Annotated in this window: 11 protein-coding genes; 5 read left to right on the forward strand and 6 right to left on the reverse strand. The window is 65.3% G+C overall.

The features are described 5' to 3' along the window. Position 1 precedes the first annotated feature (1 nt). A complete protein-coding gene (gene ppc / locus AB0O52_RS11785) occupies positions 2–2,800 on the reverse strand; it encodes a phosphoenolpyruvate carboxylase (protein ID WP_364537733.1) in 2,799 nt (932 codons plus the stop codon). Between the two features lie 279 nt (positions 2,801–3,079). Here ppc and AB0O52_RS11790 point away from each other — a divergent pair, with 279 nt between their 5' ends. Further along, entirely contained in the window at positions 3,080–3,916 is an 837-nt protein-coding gene (locus tag AB0O52_RS11790; RefSeq protein WP_364537735.1) for a DUF1684 domain-containing protein, read from the forward strand. 121 nt (positions 3,917–4,037) lie between these two features. Next, positions 4,038–6,131: a DUF6807 family protein gene (locus AB0O52_RS11795; protein WP_364537737.1), complete on the forward strand. Its 2,094-nt coding sequence runs from the start codon at positions 4,038–4,040 to the stop codon at positions 6,129–6,131. Between the two features lie 55 nt (positions 6,132–6,186). On the opposite strand, the gene AB0O52_RS11800 is transcribed toward AB0O52_RS11795, so the two are convergent. The 3 genes from AB0O52_RS11800 to AB0O52_RS11810 are packed head-to-tail and all read right to left on the reverse strand — an operon-like array spanning position 6,187 to position 9,433. After that, on the reverse strand, positions 6,187–7,041 hold the full coding sequence (locus AB0O52_RS11800) for a sugar phosphate isomerase/epimerase (RefSeq protein ID WP_364537739.1): 855 nt from the start codon (positions 7,039–7,041) through the stop codon (positions 6,187–6,189). Continuing rightward, a complete protein-coding gene (locus tag AB0O52_RS11805; RefSeq protein ID WP_364537741.1) occupies positions 7,038–8,252 on the reverse strand; it encodes a dihydrodipicolinate synthase family protein in 1,215 nt (404 codons plus the stop codon). The genes AB0O52_RS11800 and AB0O52_RS11805 overlap by 4 nt, the downstream gene beginning before the upstream one ends. Further along, positions 8,252–9,433, reverse strand: a complete 1,182-nt coding sequence (locus AB0O52_RS11810; protein ID WP_364537743.1) for a Gfo/Idh/MocA family oxidoreductase — start codon at positions 9,431–9,433, stop codon at positions 8,252–8,254. Before AB0O52_RS11810 ends, AB0O52_RS11805 begins: the two co-directional genes overlap by 1 nt. Before the next feature lie 167 nt (positions 9,434–9,600). Between AB0O52_RS11810 and AB0O52_RS11815 the strand changes: the two genes are divergently transcribed. The 3 genes from AB0O52_RS11815 to AB0O52_RS11825 all read left to right on the forward strand — a co-directional run bounded on the left by AB0O52_RS11815 (position 9,601) and on the right by AB0O52_RS11825 (position 12,733). After that, on the forward strand, positions 9,601–10,719 hold the full coding sequence (locus AB0O52_RS11815) for a LacI family DNA-binding transcriptional regulator (RefSeq protein ID WP_364537745.1): 1,119 nt from the start codon (positions 9,601–9,603) through the stop codon (positions 10,717–10,719). A gap of 219 nt (positions 10,720–10,938) precedes the next feature. Continuing rightward, the gene (locus AB0O52_RS11820; RefSeq protein WP_364537747.1) at positions 10,939–12,333 is read left to right on the forward strand and encodes an MFS transporter; all 1,395 of its coding nucleotides are present in this window, start codon (positions 10,939–10,941) and stop codon (positions 12,331–12,333) included. A 67-nt stretch (positions 12,334–12,400) separates the two neighbouring features. Then, positions 12,401–12,733, forward strand: coding sequence for an L-rhamnose mutarotase (locus AB0O52_RS11825; RefSeq protein ID WP_364537788.1), 333 nt, complete (start codon positions 12,401–12,403; stop codon positions 12,731–12,733). 54 nt (positions 12,734–12,787) lie between these two features. Here the strand turns inward: AB0O52_RS11825 and AB0O52_RS11830 are convergent, their stop codons facing one another. Next, positions 12,788–14,098 carry an acyl-CoA dehydrogenase family protein gene (locus AB0O52_RS11830; protein ID WP_364537749.1) on the reverse strand — a complete coding sequence of 437 codons (1,311 nt, stop codon included), beginning with the start codon at positions 14,096–14,098 and terminating at the stop codon, positions 12,788–12,790. Next, complete coding sequence (locus AB0O52_RS11835; RefSeq protein WP_364537751.1) at positions 14,095–14,886, reverse strand: 3-hydroxyacyl-CoA dehydrogenase; 792 nt, start codon at positions 14,884–14,886, stop codon at positions 14,095–14,097. The genes AB0O52_RS11830 and AB0O52_RS11835 overlap by 4 nt, the downstream gene beginning before the upstream one ends. Positions 14,887–14,957: the final 71 nt, after the last annotated feature.

Genomic DNA, 14,957 nt, shown 5'->3' on the forward strand with positions numbered 1-14,957 from the left:
GCTATCCGGTGTTGCGGAGGCCGGCGGCCACGCCATTGACGGTGATGAGCATGGCCCTTTGGAGGCGTTCGTCGATCTCGGCGCCGGAAATGGAGGCTTCGCGGACGCGACGCAAGAGTTCCACTTGCAGGTAGCTAATGGGGTCGAGGTATTGGTCGCGGATTTCGAGCGATCGCTTGAGCGTCGGCTGCGCTTCCAGGAGTTCGGTTTCCCCGCTCAGGAGTTCCACTTCGGCAACTGTGAGGTCGTACTCAGTGCGGATCGCCTTGAACAAGTGGTGCAGCTCTTCCGGAACGAGCGAAGACACGTAGTGCCCGGCGATGTCCATGTCCGTCTTGGCGAGGGTCATCTCGACGTTGGAAATCACGGACTGGAAGAAGTGCCAGCGCTTCATCATCTCCGCAAGCTCGGCCGTGTTGCCGGCCTCGCGGGCGGCCTTCAAGCCTGAGCCCACGCCGAACCAACCCGGAACGATCTGCCGGGACTGGGTCCAGCCGAACACCCACGGGATGGCACGAAGACCGCCCAGTCCGGCTCCGGAATCGGGGCGCTTGGAGGGGCGCGAACCGATGTTCAGGGATCCGAGCTGCTCTACCGGGGTCGAGGCCAGGAAGTACGCGGGGAGGTCCGGATCGTCGATCAGCGAGCGGTACCGGGCAAACGCGGCGTCGGAAATGATTTCCATGACGTGGCCGTAGCGTTCGCGCTCGTCATCGGATGTGCGCGGGGTGCGGTGCAGTGCGGAACCCTGCATCACGGCGGCCAGGGAGAGCTCCAGGTTTTCGCGGGCGAGCTCGGGCAGCGAGTACTTGTCCGAGATGACTTCGCCTTGCTCGGTGAACTTGATGGCGCCTTCCAGCACGCCGTTCGGCTGGGCCATGATGGCGTCGTAGGTCGGTCCGCCTCCACGGCCCACCGAGCCGCCGCGGCCATGGAACAAGCGGACGTTCACGCCGTGCTTGGCGGCGACGTCGCGCAGCTTGCGCTGGGTCTTGTGGATCTCCCACTGGCTGGTTATGACGCCGGATTCCTTGTTGGAGTCCGAGTATCCCAGCATGATCTCCTGGACATCCCCCCGCAGCCGTACCAGCGAACGATAGGACGGGTCGGAGAGCAGGAGGTCCACGATTTCGGCCGAAGCGCGCAGTTCCTCGACGGTTTCCAGGAGCGGAGCGAAGCCGATCTTGGCATACGGAGCCGCGCCGAACAGGTCGATCAGTCCGGCTTCGCGGGCCAACACCGCGGCGGCCAGGACATCGTCCGCGCCGCGCGTCATGGAGATGATGTAGGTTTCGACGACGTCCGGTCCGTACGTCTGGAGGGCGTGCCGGATGCTGCGGAAGACGTCGTAGGTGCGGTCGCCGTCGCCGTCGAGCTTGATGGGGTGGCCGGACAGCGGGCGGCGCGAAGCCAGCTCAGCGCTCAGCCGCTCGAAGCGCTCGGCGCGGCTCAACTCTCCGTAGGGAGTTCCGTCGCCGATCCGGTCCATCAGCTGCCCGACGGCGTCGTGGTGGTAATCAGCGTGTTCGCGGATGTCCAGGGTCGCCAGGTGCAGCCCGAAGGAGGCGATCGCGCGGCGGACCCGGGCCAGGGCGCCGTCGGCCACGAGCACGGCGGAGTGCTTCCGCAGCGAGGTTTCCAACAGTTCGAGCTCTGCGAGGAGTTCCGAGGTGGAGGCGTAGTCACGGCCGGGTTCATGGTGGCTGGATGCGGACACGCGGCGGCCGGTGTTGATGAGCTTGGCCTTGATGCACGTCAGTTTGAGGCGGTAGGGCTCCTGCGCGTTCAGCTCCAGGATGCGCTTGTCCAAGCCGGGCAGGTTCTTGAGGTCGACGGCGATCGAGTCAAGGAGGTCCTCTTCCGCGTTCACCAGTGCGGTCGAGTTGGAGAGGATGGAGATCAGTTCGTCGATCATCGAAATGCTGATCCGCACGGCGTGCTGGTTCTGCAACTGCAGGACCTCGCGCGTGACGGAAGCGGTGACGTTCGGGTTGCCGTCCCGGTCTCCGCCGATCCATGAACCGAAGCGGATGGGGGCGTTGTGCGCCGGCAGCACCACGCCGTGCTCGCCCAGCAGTTCAGAGAGGTCCGTGAGCATTTCCGGCATGGCATCGGTCAGGATGCTGCTCAGGTAGTAGATGGCGTTGCGGGCCTCGTCCACGGGAGTGGGGCGGACTTGGCGCAGTTCGTCGGTCTGCCACATCTGATCGATGATCTCGGCGAGCTGGCGGTCTTGTCGACGACGGGCTGCCGTGCCCTCAACCGTGGATTCTGCCAGGACATCCGAAAGCTTGCGGATCTTGTCGAGCACCGAACGGCGGGAGGCTTCGGTAGGGTGCGCGGTGAAAATAGGACGGACATCCAGCTCATTGACGACGTCCTGCAGGGCCTGTGTTCCGGCCTCGTCGGCGATCTCGGCCACGGCTTTGGCCAGCCAACCGTCCTTTTCCTGGCGGGTGCGCAGTCCGCGGACGCGGTGCACTTGCTCGGCGGCGTTGGCGAGGTGGAAATAGAAGGCGAAGGCGCGGACCAGCTCAGTGGCTTCCTCAAGGGGCAATGAGGCGAGCAACTCCCGGACCTGGGCGACGACGTCGTGCGCGCTCCACGGACCCGTGGCGTCGGCGCCGCCGCGGGCGGCTTCCTTGGATTCCTTGGTGAGCAGGCGCACCTGCTCGACGAGCCGAAGCAACTCGGGGCCGTGCTGGCGGACCAACGACTCTCCGAGAAGCGTGGAGACCCGGCGGACATCGGCCCGCAGTTCCGCGGCGAGGTCCGTGCTGAGATGTGCAGTGTCAACCATGAAAATACCTTCTGGGGTTGGGTGTGGCCCGTACACTGCGCTGGATACTGTGAGCCGGCTTACTAATATTCCTAGGGAATCTTACCCGCAGCTCCAGAGGGGGTGGCAATCCGTCTCAGATGTTGTCGCTGCGTCCGCGTTGGCCGCCCAACTGGCTCGCAGTTGTTGTCGTTATGAGCCCTCAAAACGACAACTAATGCGAGTCAGTTGGGTTACGGGAATGGCGGCGAGAGGTGCATGGTTAAGCCAACGAACACCGCCCAAGCCGCTGGAGGAACCATGAGCGCAACAGCCCCCGCAAGCAACGCCCAGCTGGAACGTTGGCAGCGTTTCCGCAACGGCCGCAACGCCGCCCTCGCAGCGGACCACGGCTGGCTCACCCTTACGTCCTTCCAGTGGCTCGAATCGGCACCCGCCGCCGTCGAGCTCGTCCCGGGGCTCTGGTCAACGGACGGCACGACGGCGACACTCACCGCGAGCGCGGCCGACGGGCTCACGCTTGTGGAGACGGGAGCTCCCGTGGACGGCACGATTTCGGCCACGCTCCAGGATGAGGAGTCGCTCATGTGGGTGCAGTTCGGCGGAGCGGACGGCACAGAGGTGGTGGTCGAGCTGGCCATGCGCGCGGACAAGTACGCCATCCGCACCCGGGACAACTCCTCGCCGGTGCTCACGGAGTTCGACGCCGTTCCGACCTACGAATACAACCCGGAATGGGTGCTTGAAGGCCGCTTCGAGGAATACCCCGAACCGGTGGATGTTCCGATCGGAACAGCCAACCCTTTGGTGGACGGGGTGCACCGATCCGTAGGCGAGGTGGTTTTCCGGGCGCCGGGCCTTCCCCACGAAGTCCGCCTTCATGCCGAGGCAGAGAAGCTCGGAGCCCTCACCGTCACTTTCCACGACGAAACGAACGGCAACACCACGGACGAATGGCGCAAGCTGGCCGTCTCACGTCCCCGGCCCGATGGCTCGGTGGTGCTCGACTTCAACCGCGCCATCAACTACCCCAGCGCCTTCACTCCGTACGGCACTTGCCCGATGCCCGTGGCGGGAAATTCGATCGACGTGGCGGTCGAGGCCGGGGAAAAGCTGCCGGCAGGCCGGATCGTCTAAAACCAAGGGCGTTACATCTCCCAATACGCAAGGTACACTCTTCTTGGAAAGCGCTTACCAAGTGCTTTCGGAACGACACCGACGTCAGCAACCCCGCCCCCGGGGACAGATGAGGAGAGCCATGGGCACCCTGTCCACGCCCGTCCCGGCAGAACGCAAACAGCCCAGCCACGAAGCAAGCCGGGTAGCCCTTGTGGGGGTCCACGGCTTCGGCGTGCACCACCTGCAGAACCTCGAAAGACTCCAAGCCAACGGTGTCGTGCGCCTTGTTGCCGTAGCGGATCCCAATCCGCCTACCCCCGGCGCCCTCCCGCCCGGAACTGCTGTATTCAGCAACCTGGACGAACTCCTTGCCGGAACCCCCGCACTGGACCTGGTCATTGTGGCCACACCCATCCAGACGCATGCGCAGCTCGCCCTCGCAACGCTCCCCCACGCAGACCTTTACCTCGAGAAGCCTCCGGTCGCTTCCCTCGCCGACTTCAATCTTTTGCAGGAGGCCGCCAGCGCGGCCGGCAGGAGCGTCCAGGTCGGTTTCCAAAGCCTCGGATCCCGGGCCCTGCCGGCCATTGAGGAACTGCTTGCGGCGGGGGAAATCGGCACGCTTCTGGGCATCTCGGCCACCGGACGCTGGGTGCGCGACCGCGCCTATTACAAACGCTCCCGCTGGGCGGGCAAACGCAGCCTGGACGGCGTCGACGTCGTCGACGGGGTAGCAACCAACCCGCTGGCACACGCGATCGCCACGGCGCTGAGGATCGCGGGGGCGCGGACGGTTGACGATCTGGCCTCTGTGGAAACGGACCTGTACCGCGCCAATGACATCGAATCCGACGACACCTCCGCGATCCGGATCCGCACCGCCGCGGGCCTCCCGATCACGTGTGCGCTCACCCTGTGCGCCGCCGAATCCGTGGAACCGTACATCACGTTGCAGGGCAGCGAGGGCACAGCGTTGTTCCACTACACCGAAGACCGCCTCACGGTCAGCTCTGCCGCCGGGAAACGCGAAACGATATACAGCCGGGTGGACCTCACCGAGGACTTGCTGGAGCATCGCCACCAGCTGCGCTCCGCGATGGGCCTCGCAACCGGAGCGCCGCTGATCAGTCCGCTCGCGGACAGCGGCGCCTTCATGCAGGTCTTGGAAGCCATCCGCACCGCAGAATCCCCCGCACTGATCCCCGGGCAGTACGTCACGTGGGAGGGCGAAGGCGACGCCGCCCGTGCCGTGATCAACGGAATCGAAGACGCCCTGGAACGCTCGACGGCGGCGCATGCCACCTTCAGCGAACTCGGTTTGCCTTGGGCGCGGCCAGCCGTCGACGCCGGAAGGCCGGTTTTGAGGCTGCCCGACGGGGGCCTGCCGGGCCGTGCTGATGTTGACACCGACCACTCCGGTGTCGTCTTGGCAACCCTGCAGAGCGGTGCCGGCCTTGCCGCGCGGCTCTCCCCGAGACCCTACCTGCATCCGGTCCGAACACTCGCCGGAGTCAAGGTCACCGACCACCTTCCGGCGGACCACCCCTGGCACCTCGGCGCGGGATTCGCGTTGCAGGACGTCAACGGCAGCAATTTCTGGGGCGGCAAGACCTACACGCGCGCTGCAGGCCGTTACGAAGAACGGCAGGACCACGGCCGCATCATCGAACGGTCCGTACAGTCCGGGGCAGGCCTGCTGGAGCAGGAACTGAGCTGGCAGGCACCGGACAGTACTGAGCTGCTCCGCGAACGCCGCACCACCGGCTCCCGGCTGGTTGACCGCCGCACGTGGCAACTCGAGCTACGAACGGAACTGACCGCCGTCGTCGACTCCTCGCTGGGCGGCCCCGGTTCCAACGGCGCCCCCGGAAGCGGCTACGGCGGCTTCTTCTGGCGCCTGCCTGGGTGCACCGCCGCAGAAGTCTTCACGCTGGAAGGTCGCGGTGAACCCGCAGTCCACGGCTCGGCGTCGCCGTGGCTGGCCTGGGCCGCGGACTTCCCCGAAGGCCCCGCCACTTTGGTGTTCGCCGCCCCGACTGAGGCACTGGATCCCTGGTTCGTGCGGCAGGCGGACTATCCCGCAGTGGGTTCGGCCCTCGCCTGGGACCGGCCGGTGGAGCTTGCCGCAGGCGACTCCTTGGTCCGCACCTTCACCGTGTGGATCGTCGACGCCAAGCTGTCTCCGGCCGAGGCCGCCGAGCTGACCGCAAGCCGGTCCTCCGCCAACGAGTAGGCACGGAGAAAGGCGGGGCACGCAAAGCGCGCCCCGCCTTTCTTGTGTTCAGTGTCTAGGCGTAGGGCAGCACTAGCTCTGCATAGCGCTGCTTCATGGTGTCCAGGACCGAGTCGCCGTCGGCGTCCCAGATGTCCTGGTTGAAGATTTCCACTTCGATGTCGCCGGTGTAGCCGGCGTCCCTCACCCAGGTGCCGATCGTCGGGAAGTCGATCACGCCGTCGCCCATCATGCCGCGGGAGAGCAGGGCGTCGGCGGCGATGGGGAGGTTGAAATCGCACACCTGGTAGGAGGCGATCCGGTTTTCCCGGCCGGCCCGCTGGATCTGCTGCTTCAGTTCCGGATCCCACCAGACGTGGAAGGTGTCGACGGCGACGCCGACGGCCCTTGCGTCGTACGGCGCGGCGAGGTCGAGTGCCTGGCCAAGCGTGGAAATGAGCGCACGATCTGCCGCGTACATCGGGTGCAAGGGCTCGAGCACCAGGCGGACGCCATGCTCGACGGCGAAGGGCACCAGGTCCTCGAGACGGTCGGCCACGCGCTGGCGGGCTGCGACGACGTCCTTCTCCCCGGGCGCGAGGCCGCCGACCACCAGGAAGAGCTCCTGCGTATCCAGCGCGACGGCTTCCAGGATGGCCGCCCGGTTGTCCGCCAGCGCAGCTGCCCGCCCTTCGGCGTCGGCCGCCGTGAGGAAGCCGCCCCGGCAGAGGGACGAGACGCGAAGTCCGGCGTCCTTGATCAGTTTGGCGGCCTTGTCCAGGCCCGCATCGGCGACGACGTCCCGCCACGGCCCGATCGCCGGAATTCCGGCCCGGACACAACCGTCCACTGCCTGGGCCAGCGTCCATTTCTTCGTGGTGGCAGTGTTCAAGGAAAGCCTGTTCAGTGACAACCGCGAAAAGCCGCTCATGCGCCGACTCCGTTTATGCGAAGGTAGTCGGACATCCGGAAGGCGGCCAGCGCGGGGTCCCGCAGGAGCCCGGCCTGGTCGGCGAGTTCGAATGTGCGTGCCAGGTGGACCACGGAGCGGCCGGAATGCAGTCCGCCGACCATCTGGAATCCGGCCTGCTTTCCGTTGAGCCACGACATGAAGGCGATCCCGGTCTTGTAGTAGAACGTGGGGGCGCTGAAGATGTGCTTGCCCAGTTCGCGGGTGGAGTCCAGGATGGCCCGCGCGTCCGCAGCGTCGCCAGCGTCGTACTTCTGCAACGCCACCGAGGCGGCCGGATAGATCGCGGCGAAGATGCCCAGCAGTGCGTCCGAGTGGCGGGCGCCGTCGCCGTCGATCAGTTCGGGGTAGTTGAAATCGTCACCGGTGTAGAGGCGGACGCCGTCCGGCAGGGCAGCGCGCAGGGCGACTTCATGCGAAGCGTCGAGCAGCGAGACCTTCACTCCGTCCACCTTGTCCGCGTGGGCGCGGATGAGGCCAAGGAAGGTTTCGGTTGCTTCGGCAACGTCGTCCGAGCCCCAGTAGCCGGCCAATGCGGGGTCGAACATCCTCCCGAGCCAGTGCAGGATGACGGGCTGGTCAACTTCGCTCAGGAGCGTGGAGTAGACGTGCAGGTAGTCCTCCGGGCTGGTTGCCACTTTGGCCAGTGCCCGGGACGCCATGATGATGACCTTCGGTCCGGCTTCGCTCACGACGGCGATCTGCTCACGGTACGCGTCCAGCACGGCTTTGATGCCGGCGGGACCGTCGGGAACAGAGCCGAGGTCCAGCTGGTCGGTTCCGGCGCCGCAGGACACAAGGTCTTGGACGGTCTTTCCGGCGGTGGCGGCGTTGCAGGACGCCACCACGGAGGCCGCTTCGACGCCGGTCCGCTTGATGAGCTGCTGCGTCGCGGCCCAGTCCAGGCCCATGCCGCGCTGGGCCGTGTCCATGGCATCGGCAACACCCAGGCCGTAGGACCACAGCTCGTGCCGGTACGCCATCGTGGCGTCCCAGTCCAAGTGCGCCGGGGCGCCCGGGGTATTGTCGGCCGTCGCTTCCGGAATCACGTGCGCTGCGGCGTAGGCGCGCCGGGACGTCAGCGGCGCCGTCGGCCTGGCCCACGACGTGGGCGGCTGCATGTTGTAGAGGCGGGTCCCGCCGTCGGGGTTTGGGAGGAGAAGGGAAGTCATCAGAGCACAATCTCCGGGATATCGATGGTGCGGCGCTCGTCGTTGGACTGCAGGCCGAGCTCGGCGAGCTGCACGCCGCGGGCTGCGGAAAGGAGGCCGAAGCGGTGCTCGCGGCCGGCCACCACGTCGCGCAGGAATTCTTCCCACTGCAGCTTGAAGCCGTTGTCCAGATCGGCGTTGGCGGGCACTTCCAGCCATTGGCTGCGGAAGGACTCCGTGACGGGCAGGTCCGGATTCCACACGGGCTTGGGCGTGTGGGCGCGCTGCTGCGCAACGCACTTGTTCAAGCCCGCGACGGCGGAACCGTGCGTGCCGTCGATCTGGAACTCCACGAGTTCGTCGCGGTAGACGCGGACGGCCCAGGAGGAATTGATCTGGCCGATGACTTCGTCCCCGCCCGGGGTTTCGAGCTCGAAGATGCCGTAGGACGCGTCGTCGGCCGTGGCCTTGTATTCCTTGCCTTGTTCGTCCCAGCGGGCCGGGATGTGGGTGGCGGTCTTGGCGTTGACGCTCTTGACCTTGCCGATGATGCCTTCCAGGACGTAGTTCCAGTGGCAGAACATGTCCGTTGTCATGCCGCCGCCGTCTTCCTTGCGGTAGTTCCAGGACGGGCGCTGCGCGGCCTGGATGTCGCCTTCGAACACCCAGTAGCCGAACTCGCCGCGGATGGAGAGGATGCGGCCGAAGAAGCCTTCGTCCACCAAGCGGCGCAGCTTGACCAGGCCCGGGAGGTAGAGCTTGTCGTGCACGACGCCCGCGGTCACGCCGGCTTCCTTGCCGATGCGGGCCAGTTCGATCGCTTCCTCCAGCGTCTCCGCCGTCGGCTTCTCAGTAAAAATGTGTTTCCCGGCGCGCATTGCCTTCTTCAGCGTTGCCGCACGGAGGCTGGTCATCGACGCATCGAAGACGACGTCCACCGTGGGGTCGTTGATGACTGCGTCGAGGTCGGTGGACCACTCGGAGACTTTGTGGAGTTCGGCGAGTTCCCGGATTTTCGCTTCGTTGCGGCCCACCAGGATCGGTTCAACCTGGACGCGGGTGCCGTCTGCCAAGGTGAAGCCCCCGGCGTCCCGGATGGGGAGGATGGAACGCAGCAGGTGCTGGCGGTAGCCCATCCGCCCGGTGATGCCGTTCATGGCGATGCGGATCGTCTTTGTTGCTGTAACAGAATTGGTGCCCATGAGTCCTCTTCAATGGAAGTAAATGAAGTGGGAAAGCGCATTCCCAATGCATTCATGATGACACGCCACTCCCGGCCTGGCAATCGCTTTCCCGAGGCTGGTTAGGACTGCAATAATCGGATGTTGCTGAAAGTGCCCGAGACTGAGGCTTTGAAGAGGAGTTGTCCGTGACTGCAAGCACGCTGTCCGAAGTGGCCAAACTGGCCGGCGTCTCCCCCGCCACGGCCTCCCGGGTTCTCAATGGATCCACCAGGACGCCTGCACCGGAGATCGCCGAGCGCGTCCGGCAGGCGGCTGACACCCTCGGCTACATCGCGAATGCCCAGGCCCAGGGCCTCGCTAAGGCGCGCTCCGGGTTGATCGGGCTGATTGTGCACGACATCGCCGACCCCTACTTCTCGGCCATAGCCCGCGGCGTCCAGGCTGCGGCGCGGGAACAGCACAAGATGGTTCTCCTGGCCACCACCGAGGGCACACCCGCTGACGAACGGGCCGCCGTCGCAGCCTTCGCCGCGCGCAGGGCGGACTCCATCGTGATAGCGGGATCGCGATCGACCCAGCCCGGCGACAAGGACGACAACGCAGAACTGGCCGCTGAGCTCGACCGGTATTGCCGCAATGGCGGCAAGGTCGGCGTCGTGGGCCACGGCATCGTCGGAGCCTCCCATACGGACGGCTACCACGTGGTTTCGGTTCCGAACGAAGAACTGGCCGCAGAGCTCGCCGCCAAACTTGCAGCCGGCAACCAAGGCGACTTCGTCATCATCGGCGGCCCTGAAGGACGGCTGACATCAGATGACCGCATCCGAGGATTCCAGCGAGGTCTGGCCGACGTCGGACGCCCGCCGGCCGAGGTGATCCGCAGCGGATTCGACCGCGAGGGAGGCTATGAAGCCGGACTCCAGCTCGCTGCCCGGATCAAAGCCGGACAATCGGCGGGCGCTGAGCGATCAGCTGGGCCCGCACGGTCGGCGGGCGCCCCCGGGGCCCGGCTCTGCATTTTTGCGGCGAACGACGTGATGGCCATCGGCGCAGTGGCAGCGCTCCGCTCCCAGGGCTTGAGGATCCCCCGCGACGCACTGATTGCAGGATTCGATGACATTGAAACCTTGCGCGACTTCCGCCCGGCACTTTCAACGGTCCATCTGCCCCTTGAGGAGATCGGCAAGCTCGCGGCGCTTGGAAGCTCCAGCGAGCGGGAGGCCGGCGAGGAGCCCAGCACCCATTCCTCCGTCAGGGGCGCGGTTGTGCTGCGACGCAGCACCGGAGCGGCCCCCTCGTCGTAAGGACAATTCCGGAGGGTCGGGTGTGACCGGCACAACAATTTCCCCTTGACAGCGGGGCTGCGCGGGTGTCTCATGGAAAGCGCTTACCAGTTGGGAAAGCGCATACCAAGCGGAAATCCAGTCCGATTCTTGCGAGGCGCCGCCCTCCTGCTGGAAACCAGCCCCAAAGACGGGAAGGCCCTTCCAGCGGCCCAAACGACTTGTCCAAAGGAGGACAATATGAAGATCGACGCGAGCAGGCAGCGAAGTTCAACCGGACCGCGACCGTCCAGCACCACGAGGAAAGCGGCAGCCAGCGGGTGGATCGGCAGCGCTCTTGAGTACTACGACTGGTTCATCTACGCGCAGGCCGCCGCGCTCGTCTTCCCGGGCGTCTTCTTCCCCGCGGGAAACCCGACCGTTGCGCTGATCGCTTCGCTCGGCACATACGCCGTGGGCTATGTGGCTCGCCCGATTGGCGCCTTCGTCCTGGGACAATGGGGCGACAAGCACGGCCGGAAGAACGTCCTGGTCCTCGCCATGTTGATGATGGGCGCATCGACCTTCGCCGTCGCTTTGTTGCCGACCTATGGCCAGGTTGGGCTTCTGGCACCCGTCCTCCTGGTTGCCGTCCGGCTCATCCAGGGCTTCGCGGTGGCCGGCGAGCTGAGCGGCGCCAGCGCCATGATCGTGGAGCACGCACCCTTCGGTCGTCGGGGCTTCTACGCAAGCTTCGCACTCCAAGGCACCCAGGCCGGACAGATCATCGCCGCGGCCGTCTTCCTCCCGCTCTCCGCCGCGCTCTCCAATGAAGCGTTCAAATCCTGGGGCTGGCGCATTCCGTTCCTCCTTAGCGCCCTCGTGGTGTTCGCCGGGTACATGATCCGCCGCCGTGTCGAAGAAACACCCATCTTTACTGAGGAAAAGGCGCACCAGGAGATCCCGAAGATGCCGATCGTCCGCGTTCTGCGGGAAAGCGGTCTGGACGTGGTCCGGGCAGTCTGCATGACCTTGGTCAACGTCGTCGGCGTCACCGTCGCAGTCTTCGGTGCAGCATACGCCACCCAGCCCGGTTACGGCGTCGGGATGAGCACTACTGTCTACCTCTGGATCCCGGTCCTGGCCAACGTCGTCGCACTCGCCCTGATCCCCTTGTTCGGAGATCTGTCGGATCGGTTCGGCCGCCGGCCATTGATGATCTTCGGCTCGTTGAGCTCGGGCGTGCTGGCCTACGCCTACCTGTACGCGGTGAGCCAGAACAACGTACTGCTCACGATGGTCCTCTCGATCATCATGTGGGGCACGCTGTACCAGGTCTGGAATGCAACCTTCGCCAGCTTCTTCCAGGAGCTCTTCCCCGCCCGCACCCGCGTCACGGGATTCGCCATCTCGCAGAACATCGGCCTCGTCATCACCGCGTTCCTTCCGAGCATCTTCACGGCAATCGCCCCGCCGGGATCGGCGAATGTCCCGCTCGTCATCGGGTCCATCTGTTTCGGAATCTGTGTGGTCGGGGCCGTTGCCGCCTGGTCGGCCCGTGAAACCTACCGCATCCCCCTCAACCAACTAGGCACGGCGGACGCGACGCCGGTTGCCCGCGAGGAGTACCGCCAACTCCGGAGCGGTGCCCGGTAACCCAAGCGATTATGCGGAAAATCGCGGCCCTTGAATGAAACGATTCACAGAAGAGGAGAAAATCCCCATGCGCGTCTGCTTCCGTTCCTCGGTCAAGCCCAGCCAGATTCCCGAGTATCGACGCCGGCACGCGGCCGTTTGGCCGGAGATGCTCCGTGAACTCAAGGCGGCCGGCTGGAACAATTATTCGTTGTTCCTGGCCGACGACGGGCTGCTGGTGGGATACGTGGAATGCGACGATTTCGACGCTGCACGTGCCCGAATGGCCTTGACCGACGTGAATGCCCGTTGGCAGGCGGAAATGGCGCTCCTGTTCGACGACGACGCGAGGGCGCCGGACCAAGGCTTCGTCCAACTCACGGAAATCTTCAATCTGGAGGACCAATTGTCCGGGAGCTGAGGCATCCTCGGACTCAGACCGGGGCTTGTTTCCCATCGCCGCGCTTCAAGCTCCTCAAACGATCGCGGAAACCCCGGTCACGGCCCGGCCCACGATGAGCGAGTTGATCTCGAATGATCCTTCGTAGGTGTAGATCGCCTCGGCATCGGCAAAGATCTTGGCCATCCGATAATCGGTCACTATGCCGTTCCCGCCCAGGATGGACCGGCCCATCGCCACGGTTTCGCGCATCCGGGCGCTGCAGTACGCCTTGGCGAGGGCCACTTGGGCCATTTGGGCTCCGCCGTGCCGCACTCCCTTGCTGTCCGTGTAGATATCCTCCTGCAGCTGGGCGATCCGCACCATCATGCCCATGCTGGCCACGGCATTTCCGAGCATGTCCACTAGTTGCTGCTGGATGAGCTGGAACTTCGCCAGCGGCCGGCCGAACTGCTGGCGTTCGAGGGCGTACTTCCGGGCGACGTCGAACGCCGCCAGCTGCTGCCCCACGGCCTGCCAGGCCACCATGAGCCTGGACCCTCGCAGCAGGTGGTTGGTGTCGGCGAAACTGTTGATCCCGGAAAAGCGATCCGCCTCGGAAATCCGGACGTCCTTGAGGATAATGTCGGCGTTTTGCACCGTTCGCAAGGCGATCTTGTTCTCGATCTTCGTGCGCGTCACCCCGGGCAGGGTGGCGTCCACGATGAAGCCTCGGACGGCGCCGTCAGCTTCGTCCCGGGCCCAGACCAGCATGTGATCGCAGAACGTCCCGTTGCCGATCCAGCGCTTCGCGCCGTTCAGCACCCAGTAGTCGCCGCCGTCGTCGGCTCCCGCGCTGACCCGGCGGGCCACCGTCTGCAGGCCGCCGGCTACGTCGGAACCGTGATCCGGCTCCGTGAGCGCAAACGCTCCGGTGGTCCGGAGGTTGGAGGCATCGTCCAGGTAGCGGTCCTGCTGGTCCTTGGAGCCGAACTCGTAGAGCGCCTCGATGAAAAGGTCGTGGTGGACCATGAAGAACGTGGCAATGGAGGTGTCAACGCGGGTCATTTCCGCGATCACCAACCCGGCGAACAGGTTGCTGTAACCGCGGTGCGTGGGGGTGCTCAGGCGAAGCGCCGCGAGCTTGGGCAGGATGTGCGCCGGGAACTCGGCTTTATCCCACCAGTCCTTGGCGTAGGGCGCGATTTCCGTGGCCAGGAATTCCCGGAGCTCGTTGAGCTTGCGCTGTTCCTGGACGCTGAGGAGCGATTCGAAATCGAAAAAGTCGGCCGAAGGCAGAGAATCAGGCAAAGAATTAGGCAGAGAACCAGGCAAGGAGTCAGTCAGGGAGGGCAGGGACCCGGCAGCCGGCCCGACGGCGGCCGCCAGCTTGTGCGGCTGGCTCATTTCGGTGCCATCCGGATGGCACCGTCGAGGCGGATGGTTTCGCCGTTGAGCATGGCGTTTTCCACGATGTGCGCCACGAGGTTGGCGTACTCGGCAGGACGGCCAAGACGTGCGGGGTGCGGTACCTGCTGGCCAAGGGAGAGCTGCGCATCCTGGGGCAATCCTGCCAGCATGGGGGTTTCGAAAATGCCTGGCGCGATGGCCATGACACGCACCAGCGAGCGCGCAAATTCACGGGCCAGGGGCAAGGTCATCGCGGCCACGGCTCCCTTGGACGCTGCATACGCAGGCTGCCCGATCTGGCCGTCGAAAGCTGCCACGGAGGCCGTGTTGATGATGACGCCGCGTTCCTCCCCGCCGAGTTCGGTAAACGCGGGCTCGTTCCGGGCCATCGCGGCGGCAGCCAGGCGGATCACGTTGAATGTGCCCACGAGGTTGATCTGGATGACCCTGTTGAAGTTCTCGAGCGGGAGCACGCCGTCCTTGCCGAGCACTTTGCCCGGGGTAGCGACGCCGGCGCAGTTGACCAGGATCCGGAGCGGACCCAGCGCGACCGCGGCGTCGACAGCGGACTGCACTTGCTCTTCATTGGTGACGTCGGCGGGCACAAACACGGCCCTGCCGCCGGCTCCCGAGGCGTTGAGCTCTGCAGCGAGCGCCTCTCCGGGAGAGGAGTGGAGGTCAAGCAGCACTACCGATGCTCCGGCGTCGAGCAATCGCCTTGCTGTTGCGGCCCCCAGTCCCGAAGCCCCGCCGGTTATCAGCGCAACTGCGCCCTTGATGTCCATCCATCCTCCTCGATGCAGAACCAAAATCCGTTAATGAATGTTAACTGAATCACTTTGATTGTGCACCGGGG

The organism is Arthrobacter sp. NPDC080073 (assembly GCF_040686575.1).
Lineage (GTDB): Bacteria > Actinomycetota > Actinomycetes > Actinomycetales > Micrococcaceae > Arthrobacter.